General features: G+C 38.8%; 18 protein-coding genes. 8 read left to right on the forward strand and 10 right to left on the reverse strand.

What is annotated here, in order from left to right; translation table 11 throughout:
* Positions 1–9: 9 nt before the first annotated feature.
* The 3 genes from FAX86_RS18490 to FAX86_RS18500 are packed head-to-tail and all read right to left on the reverse strand — an operon-like array spanning position 10 to position 3,333.
* On the reverse strand, positions 10–1,389 hold the full coding sequence (locus tag FAX86_RS18490; protein ID WP_144394970.1) for a sigma 54-interacting transcriptional regulator: 1,380 nt from the start codon (positions 1,387–1,389) through the stop codon (positions 10–12).
* Position 1,390: 1 nt separating this feature from the next.
* Complete coding sequence (locus FAX86_RS18495; protein ID WP_144394971.1) at positions 1,391–1,906, reverse strand: hypothetical protein; 516 nt, start codon at positions 1,904–1,906, stop codon at positions 1,391–1,393.
* Complete coding sequence (locus FAX86_RS18500; RefSeq protein WP_144394972.1) at positions 1,903–3,333, reverse strand: HAMP domain-containing sensor histidine kinase; 1,431 nt, start codon at positions 3,331–3,333, stop codon at positions 1,903–1,905. Before FAX86_RS18500 ends, FAX86_RS18495 begins: the two co-directional genes overlap by 4 nt.
* Before the next feature lie 284 nt (positions 3,334–3,617).
* Between FAX86_RS18500 and FAX86_RS18505 the strand changes: the two genes are divergently transcribed.
* The 8 genes from FAX86_RS18505 (at position 3,618) to FAX86_RS18540 (ending at position 8,198) form a co-directional block, all read left to right on the forward strand.
* Complete coding sequence (locus FAX86_RS18505) at positions 3,618–3,887, forward strand: EF-hand domain-containing protein (RefSeq protein WP_144394973.1); 270 nt, start codon at positions 3,618–3,620, stop codon at positions 3,885–3,887.
* Between the two features lie 59 nt (positions 3,888–3,946).
* Complete coding sequence (locus tag FAX86_RS18510; RefSeq protein WP_144394974.1) at positions 3,947–4,312, forward strand: hypothetical protein; 366 nt, start codon at positions 3,947–3,949, stop codon at positions 4,310–4,312.
* A 13-nt stretch (positions 4,313–4,325) separates the two neighbouring features.
* Positions 4,326–4,829 (forward strand): OmpA family protein, encoded by a 504-nt coding sequence (locus FAX86_RS18515; protein ID WP_164503668.1) that lies wholly within the window; start codon positions 4,326–4,328, stop codon positions 4,827–4,829.
* A 298-nt stretch (positions 4,830–5,127) separates the two neighbouring features.
* Positions 5,128–5,916, forward strand: coding sequence for a VOC family protein (locus tag FAX86_RS18520; protein ID WP_144394976.1), 789 nt, complete (start codon positions 5,128–5,130; stop codon positions 5,914–5,916).
* Positions 5,917–6,069: 153 nt separating this feature from the next.
* Positions 6,070–6,366 (forward strand): hypothetical protein, encoded by a 297-nt coding sequence (locus FAX86_RS18525; protein ID WP_205859254.1) that lies wholly within the window; start codon positions 6,070–6,072, stop codon positions 6,364–6,366.
* A 44-nt stretch (positions 6,367–6,410) separates the two neighbouring features.
* Complete coding sequence (locus tag FAX86_RS18530) at positions 6,411–6,707, forward strand: hypothetical protein (protein WP_144394977.1); 297 nt, start codon at positions 6,411–6,413, stop codon at positions 6,705–6,707.
* A 50-nt stretch (positions 6,708–6,757) separates the two neighbouring features.
* Positions 6,758–7,117 carry a hypothetical protein gene (locus FAX86_RS18535; protein WP_246128667.1) on the forward strand — a complete coding sequence of 120 codons (360 nt, stop codon included), beginning with the start codon at positions 6,758–6,760 and terminating at the stop codon, positions 7,115–7,117.
* 220 nt (positions 7,118–7,337) lie between these two features.
* The gene (locus tag FAX86_RS18540) at positions 7,338–8,198 is read left to right on the forward strand and encodes an AEC family transporter (protein WP_144394978.1); all 861 of its coding nucleotides are present in this window, start codon (positions 7,338–7,340) and stop codon (positions 8,196–8,198) included.
* Positions 8,199–8,265: 67 nt separating this feature from the next.
* On the opposite strand, the gene FAX86_RS18545 is transcribed toward FAX86_RS18540, so the two are convergent.
* The 7 genes from FAX86_RS18545 to FAX86_RS18575 form a co-directional block, all read right to left on the reverse strand.
* Positions 8,266–9,033 carry a nucleotidyltransferase domain-containing protein gene (locus tag FAX86_RS18545; RefSeq protein WP_144394979.1) on the reverse strand — a complete coding sequence of 256 codons (768 nt, stop codon included), beginning with the start codon at positions 9,031–9,033 and terminating at the stop codon, positions 8,266–8,268.
* Entirely contained in the window at positions 9,030–9,944 is a 915-nt protein-coding gene (locus FAX86_RS18550) for a nucleotidyltransferase domain-containing protein (protein ID WP_144394980.1), read from the reverse strand. Before FAX86_RS18550 ends, FAX86_RS18545 begins: the two co-directional genes overlap by 4 nt.
* Positions 9,945–10,155: 211 nt before the next feature.
* Positions 10,156–11,751, reverse strand: a complete 1,596-nt coding sequence (locus FAX86_RS18555) for an RICIN domain-containing protein (protein ID WP_144394981.1) — start codon at positions 11,749–11,751, stop codon at positions 10,156–10,158.
* 317 nt (positions 11,752–12,068) lie between these two features.
* Positions 12,069–14,363, reverse strand: coding sequence for a hybrid sensor histidine kinase/response regulator (locus FAX86_RS18560; RefSeq protein WP_144394982.1), 2,295 nt, complete (start codon positions 14,361–14,363; stop codon positions 12,069–12,071).
* 10 nt (positions 14,364–14,373) lie between these two features.
* Complete coding sequence (locus tag FAX86_RS18565) at positions 14,374–15,633, reverse strand: ABC transporter substrate-binding protein (RefSeq protein WP_246128669.1); 1,260 nt, start codon at positions 15,631–15,633, stop codon at positions 14,374–14,376.
* 192 nt (positions 15,634–15,825) lie between these two features.
* Entirely contained in the window at positions 15,826–16,038 is a 213-nt protein-coding gene (locus FAX86_RS18570; protein ID WP_144394983.1) for a helix-turn-helix domain-containing protein, read from the reverse strand.
* A gap of 1 nt (position 16,039) precedes the next feature.
* Positions 16,040–16,717 carry a DUF2975 domain-containing protein gene (locus tag FAX86_RS18575; protein WP_144394984.1) on the reverse strand — a complete coding sequence of 226 codons (678 nt, stop codon included), beginning with the start codon at positions 16,715–16,717 and terminating at the stop codon, positions 16,040–16,042.
* Positions 16,718–16,724 lie beyond the last annotated feature (7 nt).

Raw genomic sequence — 16,724 nt, forward strand, 5'->3', positions numbered from 1 at the left:
CTGTTCGATTTAAGTTAATTGCCGCGCAACACGACTCGTTTCTGCGAGTACAAAGTGATTGGTATCGATGTTGTGTCGTTTAACAATTTTATAAAAATCTGAGCGATTTCGACCTGCTAGTTTTGCGGCGTCAGGAATTGAGCCATTCGTTTGTTTAAGCAATTGCTTAACGTAGTTTCTTTCAAAAGCTTGTTTGGCTTCTGTTAATGGTGTAATAGCTTGCTCATCGGTTGGTAAGCTGGAGCGAACTAAAGACTCTGATATAACTTTGCTTGGACTCAAAGCAACGGTTCTTTCTACAAGATTTTGTAGTTGTCGAATATTACCTGGCCAATGATACCCCATGAGTAATTGCATTGCTTCTTCAGAAAACTTTCGTTGTGTTTGATTATTTTGTGATGCTACCTGATTTAGAAAGTGATTTACCAGTAAAGGAACATCTTCTTTTCGATCACGTAACCTTGGTAATTCGAGATTCACGACATTGAGACGATAAAATAAATCTTCACGAAATTCGCCGGTAGAAATTTGTTTTTCAATGTGTCGGTGCGTTGCCGCAATTACGCGAACATCAACGGGTATGTGCTGTGTCGAGCCGACGGGGCGAACGGTCTCTTCTTGTAAGACACGTAATAATTTAACCTGCAATGAGAGTGGCATGTCACCAATTTCATCCAAAAATAAAGTTCCCTGGTCTGCAGCCTGAAAAAGTCCTTGATGATCATTATTTGCGCCAGTAAATGCACCTTTTTTATGACCGAATAATTCAGACTCAAGTAACTCAGAAGGAATCGCTCCACAGTTGATTGGAATAAATGGATTATTATGGCGTCGGCTGGCAGAGTGAATCGCTTGCGCTAATAATTCTTTTCCAGTACCACTATCGCCAGTAATGAATACACTCACATTACTTTGGGCAACCATTTTTGCTTGCTCTAATAATTCAAACATACGTGGACTTCGGGTGATAATATTTGAAGACCACTCATCGGGCTGATTGACAACCGTTGTTGTGTTGCAAGCTTGCTCTAACGTAGTTATTAATTCCTGTTTATTAATAGGTTTTGTTAAAAATGCAAAAACACCTTTTTGAGCTGCAACGACAGCATCAGGAATAGAACCATGAGCAGTTAGCATAATAACGGGTAATAGCGGGCGTATCTGATGAATTTTTTCGAGCAGTTGCATACCATCCATGCCGTCCATCTTGAGGTCGGTGATGACTGCTGAAGGTGAAAAGTTATCGAGTTTATCGAGCGCTTCCTGACCAGAGCTACAGCAACAGGTATTAAAGCCTGCCGCAGTTAATCGCATATCGAGTAATTGTAGTAAGTCGTGGTCATCGTCGACAACCAGTACCGAAACACTGTTTGAATTATTGTCTTTCATTTTATCGCTCCCTTAAATTTATTTCTTGCTCAATTTTTGTGAGCGCTTCGATCGTTTTATGAAGCTTGTTAATAACTTTGTCTTTTTCTTGAATGCTATCGTTATGTATTTTTAATTGAGCATTCAACATGGTTGCCAACGAGTGATAGGTGTCTGGCCAATGTTTCTCATGCATTAATTTGTTTAACTGTTTTTTAAAAAGCTTTGAGAAACTTTCTGGGTAACAACTTGTCAGAACAAAAATCTCTAACTCCGAAGAGGGCTCCGATTCTTGTTGGTATTTCGAAATTTCCTGTTTTACCGAGCGGTTGTTTAATTGACAACGGTGTGTTCGGTAGGTCAAAACAGTGTCGATATTTGGAAATAATGACTTCTCTAAATTAATCGGAAGTGGTGTTTGCCACTGGCCATCAACTGTTTTGTAAGCGGCATCTGAACGTTGTGTTTGACATCCAGTGATTAAACCCAAAACCGTAGTAAGCAATAGTGTGAGTAGCATTATTGATTGTTTTGTCATGAGATACTCACTGTATTAGGAAACGAAATAGTAAATTCAGTGCCTTGATTGAGTTCGGATGTCACAGAAATTTCTCCCTGCATGGTTTCAACGCACTCTTTAACAATAGCAAGCCCAATACCGCTTCCCTTAACGGCACTTTGACGTTGACTATTTCCTTGATAAAAAGGTTCAAACACTTTTTCAAGTTCGCTTTCCTCAATTCCTAACCCGTTATCTTTCACCGAAAGATACCAGTTTGAATCGTTTTGCTTCCAATCTACATTGATTTTGGCAACTTCTTTAGAGTAATAAATTGCGTTTGAGAACAAGTTCCGCAAAATCATCTCGACTCTTTGTCGGTCGGTTGAAATAACCAATCCTTTGTCGGGAATCTGCCATTCTATCTGTTTATGAGACTGCGAAAGTTCCTTAATCAATGGGCTTACGAGTTCCTGCAAATCGAGTTCCTCGGTGAAGGTTGACTGCTTCACCAACGCGGTATTGTAGCTAAGCATGGTGGCAATTAAATTGTTTAATGTCTCAGAATTGACCTTCAAAATGTCTAGAACATGGGCCTGCTTCTCATTTATTTGACCCGGAATTTCGTCTCTTAGCAAAGAAGCGGCTTCCATAATCGCTGATAAAGGGGTTTTTAACTCATGGGTGACGTGTCTTAATATCAATTTTTTTTGTTCATCAGACTCCTTCAGTTGACGGCGCATCCATTCGAGACGTTGCCCAAGTATTGTCAAATCGAGCGGGCCAACAATGTTGATAGGATCTTGCCAGCGGCCACGTCCTAACAAATTGATGGCGCGGCTTAACGATTGCACCGGACGAGTAATCGATTTTAAGCTGTAAACAAAAAGCAGAATAGACAGAGGTACCACTAAACTTCCTAGTAAAACAATGTGCAGTTCTGCGGTTTTAAGATCCTGTTGGCTGTTGCGTAAATTATCATTTATCGCGTTATCGACAATATCGCTAATATTGGCTAACCATTCATAGGGCTTATCCATTGCCACTCGATTCGCATCCTCTGTTTCTACAGCCTTTACCATTTGAGACAGATGCTGATTTAATTCACCAAAGGTGCTCGCCAATTGTTTTAGAGCGAGTTTATTAAGTAAGGGACTTTGTAAGATGTGACTTTGTGTTGCTTTAAAATCGATTAGTTTCTGATTGAACAATTCAATGAGCTCTGGATTTTTGAGAACTATGTATTGTTTTAACGGCCGTTCCAGACGCGCCATCATACTGTTGAGTTTTAAATTTTGCTTTTTGAGATCCAGAGACTGCCGAGTTAACTGGTTTTGCAAATGCGATTGTTGGTCAATTGTCCAGAGCGCAAAAACGACTGAGCCAATGAATGGAAGCAGTGATAAGCACAGCGATAATGCCCATCGTTGCAAAATGGATAATTGAATGAATGGGCGATTTGTCACGAGTTGATGACTCTATTGATCACGTTGGTACACCTTGTGTTTCTTTTTTGCAACTTGCTAACCGTTTGATTTTAAATTGCTTTTCAAAAGTATTCTGATAACCAGTTGCTCTTTTGCAACGAATCAGCACTATTTTTCCTTTCTCGCCGGGATACTGCAAGGGCCGTTCCAATGTCCGTAAATATAACTCATTGATTAATTTGAAAAATATAAATGTGGCACAGTTTGTGAAATAGAGTCAGTGAACTTTGATAAACCACAATAAAATCCGAAAGGAGAGATAGATGAAAAAGCTAATCACATTATCAATTGCCGCAACGTTATCGTTCGTTTCTGTTGCTGATGAGAAGAAAGACGTTGAGAAAGTTGAAGTAGAGGTAGCAAAAATTTCAACTGATTTTAAAGCAATTGATAAAGATGCTGATGGATTCATTTCTATGGATGAATCTAAAGCAGTTCCGCATCTTACCGATGTATTTAAAAAGCTTGATACAAATCTTGATGAAAAACTAAATCGTGATGAGTACAAAGTATTTTTAAAAGCATCTAAGTAATTTGCTTAAGCGGGTGAGCTCAAAATTGGGTGAGCCCGCTAAATTGAGGGCCGAAAAATATGCACGACCAAGCGGTTATGATTGAGCCGGCACACATTAAAGTTGAGATAAAAGAAGAAACAGCAATTATCTCTGGTGTGGTATCTCAAGAAGAATACAAAGGTGATGTCGCAACATTATTTGGTCAACTTAATGGAATTAAAACAGTAAAAAATTATTTGTGTGTAATTGCTCCGTTTAAACCTTTTACCAGGATATTCGGACAAAACATAAAATCAAAAATTGACGATGACAGTATTCCTTTGGTTACTGTGACACAAATAAGAAAGCACCCTGATGATTTCGGACATGTGATATACCACAACACTTTAACGAGGGCTCAGGAATTTTTTAGACATAATTTGGATTATGTCGTTACAAGTTAATCTAGGAGATATTATGAAACTTAACTTACCTCTATTAATGATTGCGAGTGCGATAGCGTTAACGGGTTGTTCCAGTATGTCAACTCAAGAGTCCACTGCGAGTGTAGAAACCGAAGCACCGGTTGAAGAAACTGTCATTGTTGAAACACCGACAGCTCCGGATCATCATTTATTATTTGCTTTCGATTCTTACGAATTAAGCTTTTCGCAAGAAAGCACCTTAAATGAATGGATCGATTACTTACAAGAGTCCGGTGCGTCCGATATTTCTATTCATGGCCACGCAGATGAAGTTGGATCAGAGATGTATAACTATGAGCTTTCTAAAAAGCGGGCTCAAACAATTCAACAGGCGTTAACAGAAAAATTAGGCCGTAATGTATCGGTTGAAATTTTTGCTTACGGTGAAACGATGCCTTTAGTAGAAGGCTCAACTGACAGCGAACGTCAATTGAATCGTCGTGTTGAAATTAAAGTCTCTGAGTTCGACACCAGTTTGGCCATGAAGCAACAGTAAACCAAGCGCTAGAAGGCTGTAAAGAGCAACCATGCAAGCCTCAACTGACAGGATGTCAAACCACTTCGGTGGCTATTGTACCCGTGCTCAAGGATGAGCCAATCTTATGTTTTAACGACTCCTCTTTGTTTTAATTTTATAACTAAGTTTTGATTAAAAAATCTCAATCATTAATTTGTTACCTTTCTTCACAGATCTTTTGTTTTTTGCAATTAAAAAGTAGCGCATAATGCTTTAGAGTTTTTAGAGTTTTTAGAGTTTTTAGAGTTTTTAGAGTTTGTGAGACAAGGAGCAAGCAATGGGAATAAGAACTGAATATCAACCCGGCACCTTTTGTTGGGCCGAATTAGCGACAAGCGATGCGGAGAAAGCAAAAGCTTTTTATGCCGAGATTTTTGGATGGAAGTGGTCTGATATGCCAATGGAACAAGGTGACTATTCTATGTGGCAGCTTGACGACAAAGTCGTTGGTGCAATGTATCCAATGACCGAAGAGCAAATAAAAGCAGAAGTTCCACCACATTGGTTATCTTATGTATCGGTTGCGAATATCGACGATGCTGTAGATAAAATTAAATCTCTTGGTGGAAATGTGAGTTTAGGTCCTCATGACGTGGGTGATGCTGGGCGAATGGCTTTTGTCCAAGATCCTCAGGGAGCTGGTTTTGCACTTTGGGAGGCTAAGAATAATCATGGTGCGGAAATGGTGAATGAGCCAGGTTGTCTTTGTTGGAATGAACTGGCGACCAAAGACAGTAAAGCAGCAGCCGAGTTTTACTGCAATTTATTTGGTTGGACTGTGGAAACTGAGAAGATGTCGATGGGTCCGTACACCATGATTAAAAATGGTGATCAAGCCGGTGGAGGAATCATTCAAATGACCGAAGAGTGGGGTGATATGCCTTCTCACTGGATGACTTATTTTGCGGTAGATGACACGGATAAAGTTTGTGAAAGGGTCAAAGCCGCTGGAGGACAAGTATGTGTGGAGCCTTTTGTTGTTCCTGAAGTTGGTAAGCTAGCCGTTATTAACGATCCTCAAGGCGCTGTTTTTTCCATAATAAAGCTAGACGCTCCAGATCTATAACTTAATAACTTTCGTCTGTTGTTAAAAATGCAGCTTTATAGCTGCATTTTTTTATTAATGACAATATCTATGATATATCTTTATAGTGTATTTTTGATATAAATACTTTAATAATTAAAAGTCATTAAAGCGGTCACATAATAGGATGTGAAAATGAGTTACTCAAGCGGATTAAACAAAAATAGTATTTTCATTTGGCTGGCCGTAGCGACCGGAATATTGTTGTTGATTCCTTTGTTTGCTATGAAAATTACCGATAGTGTGAACTGGAGTGTTTTGGACTTTATGGTAATGGGGACGCTTTTGTTTTCCTCGGGCTCTCTCTTTATATTTCTTGCCAGAAAAATGGTACCCCAAAAGCGAGTATATCTCGCCTTGACTATTTTAATGGGTTTCCTTTACGTGTGGGCTGAATTGGCTGTAGGCATACTGTTTAACTTTGGTAATTAACGTAACAAGTGATTATAACGCGTCAAAATTATTAAAACTGCCTTATGATTGATTATCGATTAAAAGAAGAAAAAGACGTGGCTTTGTTTTTTGCAAACAAGCTTAATGATGGTTATGCCGAAGAGATAATTAATAGAGGACAAGTTGAAACAAGCGCTCAAGCACGTCATCTGGCACAGTTTTTTTGGAACATGGTCAATTACTCCAGTCAAAACAGTATTGACTTGCCGGTAGATGGTTCTAGTGAGTTATGGTTGGAAAAATTGTACAACACACTGGGTGGGTATTTGGAATCTCTTGGTTATGAAAAACAATGGAACGAGGAAGTTGATAAAGCTTAATGTCTTGGTTTCTAAGCTCAGTAAGTAGCAATACTCGGCAGAGGTTAAATTTGAGTAAACTTTACTACATCGGTAAAAGCTTTGTTTTGTCAGTTTTAATTTTATCTTTAACGGGATGTGCCGATCCGATTCCTACCAATCGATTCAACTATGTTGGGGAATGGCAAAGTAATGAGATGTCATTACTGATTTTGGCCGATGGATCGGTTTCATACAAGCGTTTGAAAAATGGTGGGTCAGTATCGGTAAATGGGCCTCTCAAAAAATTTGAGGGCGATAATTTTATCGTCGGTTTTCTATTTTTTACGACAACTTTTGAGGTCACAACACCACCCCATGAAATTGACGGTATCTGGAAAATGACGGTGGATGGTGTTGAATTAACGCGCGTTAATAATTTTGATAAATAAATTGAGTTTAATAAACTTCTTTTAATTCAATGAGATAGTGGTTTTTTACCCGTTTCCCTTCCAAATATTTGAGGTTTTGTTTTTAAAAACTTCATCACATAAAAGTCCTCTCAACTTATTTACTATGGCGTTTCGCTTAATGATTCAATGGAAAGTTATAAGGGTAGTCCAGAATGTTTTACAGGATGGGTTTACACAAATAGCAGGGTAGTGAGTAACGATGAGTTTTTATTCTTTAATTTTTAAAATGATGCCGTTTCTATTTCCGATAGTTGCGGGTTATGCTTTAGCGCGTTGGACTGGGCTGAATGCTCAGACACTGTCTATTTTAGTTCGTTTCGTTTGTTTACCACTCGTTCTTTTCAGTTCAATTGCTGGACGATTAAGTATCGAATTGTTTTTAAAGCTGTCTCTGACGGGGGCTGTCGTTGCGTTATTGGGATACTTACTTTTTACATATGGTAATCGACTGTTAAAAGTGCCCATGGGACCCTCTGTAAGCTTGCCTAATGTTGGTTATTTTACGATTCCATTTCTCGCATTATCGATGGGCGGTTCCGGACTAGGTACTGCGAGTGCGTTTCTTATTGGTGTTTTAGTAACGACATTTTCCATTCAAGTGGTTAAAAGCGGTGACTTTAAAAGTATTTTTAAAGAGCCCTGGGTGTATGCAACGGTTCTTGGCATTATTTTCATCCTGACACCGTATAAACTATCTTTATTGTATCAAACAATTGACCCTGCAATTGATGCTTCTTTCGTAGTATTCCTCCTTTATTTGGGGAGTTTCTTATTCCCATTTAGAGGTTACAAAGATGCCGAAGTCTATGTCACCGTATTTTTCCGTTTATTCTGTGGGTTTACGGTTGCTGCGATCGCTATTAATGTCTTGTCCTTGTCTTCGGTGATTGCTCAAGCTGTCATGATTAGTGCATTAGCTCCACCGTGTGCCATGAATATGGTATTTAACGCGAATTCGTCTGAACAAGATCAATCTGCGGCAAAAGTCGGGGTTTTGGTGTCGCTCGTTTTAGTCTGCTTGATTCTATTCTTTGGTTGGAGACCTTGGGCAATATTCTAATTTCTTTCAGGAAGTGAGAGTAACTTTCTCACTTCCTTCACTTTATACCGTCACTAACAAATTTTTATTAATTTCCATTATTAATCAGGGTGCGAAAGACGGTATCGAATTCTTCTTTTTTCGGTGCTTTGTAAGATTGTAATTGTGTCGCTTTCAATTCTTTTATCTGTGATCTTGAGTACTCAATTAACAACTTCGGGCAATCGATAGGTTGCTTCTCTGTTTGTTCTTTCTTTGCTGTTATAATTATTGTTAAGGCATCAAAAACATCTTGCCGATCATGGAGAATGTCTGTCATTAAGTCTTGAAATTTCATTGGTGGCGGTGTTTGATAGTTTTTCACCCAAAGTGCGCAGAGTAGTGTGCGATAAGCATAAAGTAATCGTTTAGCACTGAAAGATTCATTACCGTCCAAATCGAATTTCTTCGCAGACATTGCCAAATAATGGTGAAAAGCTTTCACTGGATTAAAAGCTGTTTGAGAAAAGTTTCTGAGGATGTTGGATGCCATTGAATTTTCCTGATAAATGATGGGGGAGTTTAGCCACTCGTGCACGACGGCATTTCCGGCATACATTAATTTTAATGCTTTGGCTATTTCCCAGCCCGCAATATCCAGCTCATTGGTAATTGGAACTTCTAAAGTGTCTTTACGATCAAATACGGAGAGATAATGTTGGACAGGATGAGAATAAATAATTCGAACATCGTAGTCACTGTCTTGCGATGGAAATCCCCAGGCTCGACTACCGCTTTCGATGGCTAGAAGAATGTTAATGCTGCGTTCTTGCTCCAGACTTTTCAAATTGTCCAATATGTCTTGTTCGATTGTCATGAGTTATACATTATGCCTTCATCTTTTAATATATTTGCAATTTTTTTCAATGCATCATACGAACGATCAACAGGTATAACAATATCCTCAAATGTATCATAGTGTTCTTCAAGGCAATCGATCAGTAGATGCCGAATGCTATCGATATCGGGTTTTTCTGGCAAAGAGCTTTTGGTGTATATCTCCTCCAAATGACTTTCTTTATCGCTGAAATACTGTTCCAATTGAGCTAAAGACCATTCTCCTCGACGAATCGACTTTAATTGCTCTTTATTTCGACTAAGATTGAGTTCTTGTGTCGTAAGAAGTTGTTCAACTTCATCCAGTAAACGAACAACATGATAAGCAAACTTTACATCATATCCATATTTTTCGATATACTGTTTGCGCGATCCTTCAGGTTGCTTGGTTCTTATTTTATGCAGCTGGGAGTAAGCATAACCTTTAAATTTTGACCAGCAACCTTTATGTAAAAAGATTTGGCGTTTTTCTCGAATGCGTTTGGCTATTGGTGAAGCGTATAAAATACAGTTCTCAGGAACATACAGGCTGTCGATAATATTGGGATTATTGTCCATTAACAGACGGAAGTATTTGGAGATAGAGTAGACTGTTAAATCGTACTCTCGTCCTTTACCACCGAGTGCTGTTGCATCCCATATATGATGTTGTTGAAATTGATGGAAGAGTGGCTCAAATGCATCAAAGCCTGGTATCTCTCCACGTACGTGAGGAAATAAGATATCTTTGGGCGGTATAGCAAAGCCATAAACATCCATATCGGATGTATCATTGGAAACACCATAAGCTACCGAGCCCATAATAACCAGATATTGTGCGGAGCTGGCTAAAAAACTGGGAGCATGAGGTAGTAACCCTTTGGAAGAAAGCTCGGATATTATATTTACCATAGTTGTTGCGATTCACAAGTTAAATTACATTTAATATTGAACCATGATGTCGGGTGATTCAAGTCTAAGTCAATACGCATCAAGATGAGCAACAGCTTTAAATAACTTCTAGAAAAGCTATAGAGCCGTTTGTATCAATGACTACACCTTCATTATTGTGATTATTCAAAAAAATAAAAGATGGGTTGTTAATTTCTTAGACCGTAGTTATTTATTGTGGTCCAGTTTGTCTGTCGAGTAATGGTGGAACGGTAATTCCATTATCCAGTTCATACTGATACATCGATGTATCATTTAAAACCCAGGTGTCGCCAGTGTGGCGATACAAACTATCGCTGGAAATACCACGATATTCATTCGTTGAATTACCACCGTCAATATAACCCGTACCTTCATTCCAATGTGGTCTTGAGCTGTTTTCAAAATAATTGGCTTCAAGCTTTGCTTGCGCGCCATTTGAAACGCTTACAGCGAAATAGCTAATATTTTTCCAGAGATTATTATATAAATGCGCTCGAGTGTCATCGCCCGTTAATTTGGGGTTTCGGCCTGACGTTCCATTCCAAAAGTTGTGGTGGAAAGTAACCTGGGAGTTGTGTGCTAAATTCGTATAATGATGTTGACTTCCGCACACTGCGTTATTGTACCCCTCAAATCGATTCCAACTAAGCGTGACATTTTGGCTGTCTTTTATATCGACATGGCCATCGCTGATGTGACGAAATCGAATGTGGTCGATAATGACGTGGCTCGTGTTCTCCAGTGTAATACCGTCACCTGCTTCAACTAAATCCGAGTTGACTTCTTCTAAGTGAAAATTGCGCAAAATAATGTTTTGTGAATTTCTTACATTAAAGTTGACGCCGCGAATTTTTGAGCGTGATCCTTGACCGATAATGGTAGTATTCGAGCCTACATCGATGCGTCGTTCATTACGTGTCTTTTCGACAAGGCGATCAGAAGAAGATCCAAGTTCGGAGCAGCGCTGGTTTCCTACGGGAATGCGAAAAATGGATTTGCCGGGATCTTGATAATCCGGACAGCGTATTTTACAGGCTTGCTGGGGTCGTGGTGAGGTGCGGCAGTCAAGAGTTTTGTTTGGCAGTACTAATACGTTCGGATTATTCGAAGCTGCAAACTCTACAAGTTGATCGCAGGACTCAATTGATATTGGTTGACTGTTTCCACCGCCCGTTGTTGTTTGTAATTCATTATTGCCTGGTAGCGAGGCAAATCCGCTCGCGCCTCCTTGTCGACCACATTGAGCATAAACGGGATTGAAGTGCCAACGTTGAGAGACATTTCCAGTATCGTTGTTTTGATAAATATTGGCGCCATTGTGGCTTCCTTCGACAGTGAGTAGCTGCCCGCTGTGTCGTGCAATAAGAGCAAATGAGCCATTGTCTTTCCTTTCTAGTCGCCATTGTTGATTATAAGTATTGGTTGCGTTCCATTGAATGATGTTGGCGCCACTAGACTGAGAAAATGCCAAAACATCTAAATTCATGCCGCTAAGCTGTGATTGGATGGTCCAATAACCGTTATCTAATTGCCGCAAATAAAAATGTTGGTTGGGACTGCCTTTATAACGCCAACTTAGAATATTAGCTTCTGGCTCTTTTGAAAACCCGGCTACATCTAAAGCGGCGCCTGAGCTGTGATTAATAATACTGTATAGGTTGCCATCAACGGGGCGATCATTGCAATTGTCCGCTAGCAAAGGAAATGATAGTAAACTGAGACAAGATAAAATTACCGGACGAAAAATTGATGGTCTAATATAGTCGAAAGAAAAACACGTATCCATGCCGCTACCTTTAAGGTATCTGTTTTTTTTATTATTTAATTTGCACCAGAGTATGAAGATAGGCTTGCTCAAAATCCAGAGGCTTAACCGACCTGTTTATAATTCTGCGTGAGAGTTCACATATTCTTGTGATACAAAAATATACGTCGAAGAAGAAGTAAACATCTATAAGATCATTGTGTGAAGTACTCGACATTTTTCATTTGAGTATTCAGCGAGGGCTGTATATAAACGACAAAATGTTCTGCGAGAAATAAATGCTTGATTGAATGAGTGGTGAATACCTGGGAAAAGTGTTGTTTGATAGATACTTTAGTTTATTGTTCCCCTTCGATTAGATCTTTGCCTTTCTGTGTTTCAAGCATATCGGCAGCTTTGATAAGCGCCTTACCCAGAGAGTTGATGTTAATCGGTTTTGGAATATAGTCACTCATACCGGCAGAAAAGCATTTCTCTTTGTCTTCTGAAAGTACATTAGCCGTCATAGCTATGATGGGAGTTTTCTTATAATTCGTCATTGTTCGTAAAAATTTAGTTGCTTCAACACCATCCATCTCTGGCATTTGCATATCCATAAAAATAATGTCATATTGCCGCTTTTGAGCTTGCTCAATCGCTTTCTTTCCATCCTCGGCGATTTCAATAGTGTAACCAAGCTTTTCTAACATTTTTTTGGCAATAACTTGATTTACATGGTTATCTTCGACCAGTAAGATATCAAGATCTTTATTGAACTCGAACTGAAAGTTTTTCTTTTTAACTTCAACTTCTGATCTTTTTGATTTTTTGAAGGACAGTTCAAAAAAGAATTTTGAGCCTTTATTTTCTTCGCTTTCTATATTGATATCACCACCCATTAGATTCACGAGCTGTCTGGATATCGTTAGTCCGAGACCAGTACCTCCAAACCGACGCGTGATAGAAGTATCTGCTTGAGAAAAGGGTTGAAATAAATAATCGATGTCATCCTCACTAATACCAATACCTGTATCAATGACAGAAAAACGAATAACAACATTCTCGTCAGACTCTGAACAATTTTTAACTTCCAGGCTAACTTTACCTTGCTTAGTGAACTTTATGGCATTACTTATTAGGTTTATTATGACTTGTTTTAATCGAAAAACATCACCAATAATGTAGGATGGAAGTGTATTCAAGCCCTTGTAATATTCAAATCCAATATTTTTCTTGTTTGCTTCGTTTGAAAAAATAAAAGCGAGTTCTTGTACCATTGCTTTTAAGTCAAAGGGTTGGTTTTCCAGAGTTATTTTTCCTGATTCGATTTTACTAATGTCCAAAATATCATTCAGTATGGTTAACAAACCTTCGCCTGACGAAGAGATGGTATTCAGCATTTCTTTTTGTTCTTGGTTCAAAGGTGTTCCTTGCAGTAAGCTGACCATGCCTAAAATTCCATTCATGGGCGTTCGAATTTCATGGCTCATGTTAGCCAAAAAATCGGATTTTACTTGCGTTGTCTTTTCCGCTTTTTCTTTGGCTTTCTGTAATTGCTCACTCATTCGCCTGAACTCATTAGCTGCATTAGCGAGTAGACCAATTTCATCTTTACGCTGTGAACCTGGTACGGAGCTACTGTAGTCACCATCAATATACCTTTGAAAAGCAATGGCAACTTTTTTAATTCCATTTGAAATGTGATAGTTATAAAATAGAAATAAAGAAAATAGAACGGGTACGGATATAATTAAAGTGAGTAGGAGTAGTTCTTCTCCATTGTCGAGATTAAGTTGACTTGTCTCTTTAATTTTATTGAGCCTATCCAGTGATATTTCTTTGAGCTGATTTGCTAAAGTTGTAAACTCGAGGGCTTCGCCTGCCATGACAACGTTAACCAAAGAAAGGTAGATTCTATTGGCTTGTACGCTTTGCTCAAACGTTTCCTGAAGCTGAACAGCGGTCTCTAATAAACTCGAAAATAGTTTTTGGTTTTTTTCGATAAAGTCATCAGAAAAATATTCGGGTGTATTTTTTATATCTTCTATCGTTTTCAAAAAATCTCGTTTTTTAACATATTTTCGGTTACTTATAAAATCGATGGCGCTTAATTTTAGGTTTAGCCATAAAGATAGTGTTTGATGAGATAAAGCGTAGTTTTGAGTGCCAACTTGCGAGTGAAGAATAATTTTGTTGATAATTCCTATACCCTCATCATGGAGTTCAGGTAGTTTTATCGATATCAACTCTCTTCGATATTGAAACCGGTTTTCCAATACATCAATATTTTCACCGTATCTTAGAACCACTTCTCGCATATTTTGAATAAGTCGTTCACTGGCTTCATGATTCGTTTGATAACTGACCTGCTGAAGTCGTCTTAGAATATCAGACTGGTTTTCTTTCATATTCTCAATGACTGATTGGCTACCCGAAATGCCGTAGACTGAAGCCGCTTTTTGAAGTTCTGCGACATCTTTGTTGATTTCTAAAACTGTCGTAGAAGTATTCGAAATGGTTGCTAAACGATCGACAGAGCTTTCAATAGTTTGGAAGGTTCCCAAAATTAGATAGAAAACAAGTCCAAAAAAGGCAATGATTAGCCCAATTCCTAAACTAATTTTTAGCCCAATCGTTGGGCCAGATGTTTTCATCAATTTATTCTCAAGAGTTTAAGAACTCATACCAGCGGTCAAGGCTGTAATCGTAATTATCCATTACGGTGTTCCATACGGCGATATTCGAAAAACGTTTAATATAACTGCCACCATCTCTAACTTCTCCCGATTTTACTGATATGCGCCCATCAGTGCCTTTTAAAGCTTCAGTCGCTTCTTTTCCCTCATACCAATAATTCCATTCAGGAACCGACATTAATTCTCTCGAACGTTCTGGGTTCGAAATGTAATAGCCTTGTCGCGCGATAAAGGCACCTGGATAACCCGATAGCCACCAGTTCATATATTCATAAGCTGCATCCTTAACATGACCTTCGGTTTTTGATGATAAACACATGACTCCATGCCAGGCTCGATAGCCTTCTTTAGGTGCGGCATAAACGACAGGAATCCCTTTGCCTTTGCAGGCAGTGACACCGGGCGAAAACATGCTTTGAATGATTACCCGCTTCGAAACCATGTAATCGACCGATTGAGGAACCGATGTCCAAAATCCTGCAAAATGACCATTTTGCTTTTTCTCAATTAAGATATCGAACAGTTGATCGATTTCATCGGTCGTCATATTTCCTATGTTTTTAAACCTCATTAGTCCTTTTGCTTGTGCGGCTAAAGCAGCATCGAAAATTCCAATCGTTGGTGCATTGACCAACGCGACTTTACCTTTGTGCTCATCGTCTAATAACCAGCCCCAACTTTCTGTTTTATAAGATTCTCCTTTAGGAATGACTTGGGTGTTGTAACCAAAAGAATCTGTGTTGTGTACATAGGGCATATAACTGATTAATGGCGATGGTTGGCGACTGAGTTTTCCGTCGGGTTGAATAAATAATATTTTATTGGGCGCATCTCCTGCGCCTACGTTTGCTGACTCGATGATTTTTCCAGTTTTGGTTAATGAGTTTATCTCATTCCAATATTTCAAACGTTCAACTTCAATAGGTTGTATCGCTTTGGCTTGCCACAGAATGTTAATACTGTCAGACCATTGTTCATATAAATCAAATGAGCCTGGATTTGACGCTGCTTTTTGTAAAACGGCAGCACTGCCTTTCGGTTCGAATTGAATCTTAATACCCAATTCATTCATCGCTTTTTGTCGCAACTCTTCTTGCAACGTAACATGCGTTCCCATCACACGAAGTGTGATTTCTTTTTTGCCGAAAACAAAAGGAGCTTTGGCAGCGGCGGCACACAAGGCGGTGGTTTTTAATAATTTCCTACGAGATATTCGTTGAGCTGACACAATCAATTCCAATAACTAAAGTCCTTATAGAATTAGTTTAGTCGAAGAGTGACTGATTTACCGAGTTTATCTCATTGAAATGACTTGAATTAATAGACTGTTAATTAAAAAACACGTTTAATAAAAACATTAGGTTAAATAAGGTTATAAATTCTTTAGTGAAGAGTGTTGAGGCATATAGTGGAGGATGGCTTATGCCTCCTCCAGCTCCAATAAATCACCAGGTTGGCAGTCGAGTGCTTGGCAAATTGCGAGCAGTGTTGAAAATCGAATGGCTTTCGCTTTTCCTGTTTTTAAAGTCGACAAGTTTGCCATGGTAATTCCGACTTTTTCAGACAGTTCGGTTAACGACATTTTCCGTTGAACCAGCAACAAGTCGAGATTTACTTTAATTGCTTGACTCATATTAAATTGTCAGCGATTGTTCTTTCTGAAGAATCGCTGCCTCTTTAATAACTTGCGCTAATACGATAATGGACAAACCCATAAATAATCCGTACAAATTAGTAGAGACAGCAGGTGTTAAGTGAATGTACTCACTGTGTTCACCAATGTCGCTTAGGATCGCCATGCCACCCAGATAAACCAGTATCGGATACACGATATTCCAAACAACGACAACAATCCCAAATTTACGAATGCAATTAGCATTTTCGTCTGCAAAAGGGCGTTTGTCGTTTAAGTTTATGAAAAGTTTTCTAATGTACATTAAGCCAAACAAACCAATAACGCCCATGATCATCATGATGCCATTAGAAATAAACCAGGCAGAATAACTTTGTGTGTTACTCAATTTTATATCGGCCTCTCCTTTAATCAGTTCACTCATATTACCTAAGTTTTCTGCCGATGTTATCGGTTCAGGATAAACTTTAAAATTCAAAAGAAAAGTAATGTCGGTATGTCTGTCTTGCGGGGCTTCTGGAATGCTCAGTCCGTTAAGCACCATGAAAATACACCAAAATATCAATGAGCAGATGGTGAAATACCAAATGAAGTTAATGAATTTGGTGACGATATTGGTTAATCGTAAATAGCTTTGCTCATTCAGCGTTGAGCTCTCGGAAGTAGGAGAATCTTGCATAATGGCG

Source organism: Pleionea sediminis (genome assembly GCF_007570825.1).
Taxonomy (GTDB): Bacteria; Pseudomonadota; Gammaproteobacteria; order Enterobacterales; family Kangiellaceae; genus Pleionea; species Pleionea sediminis.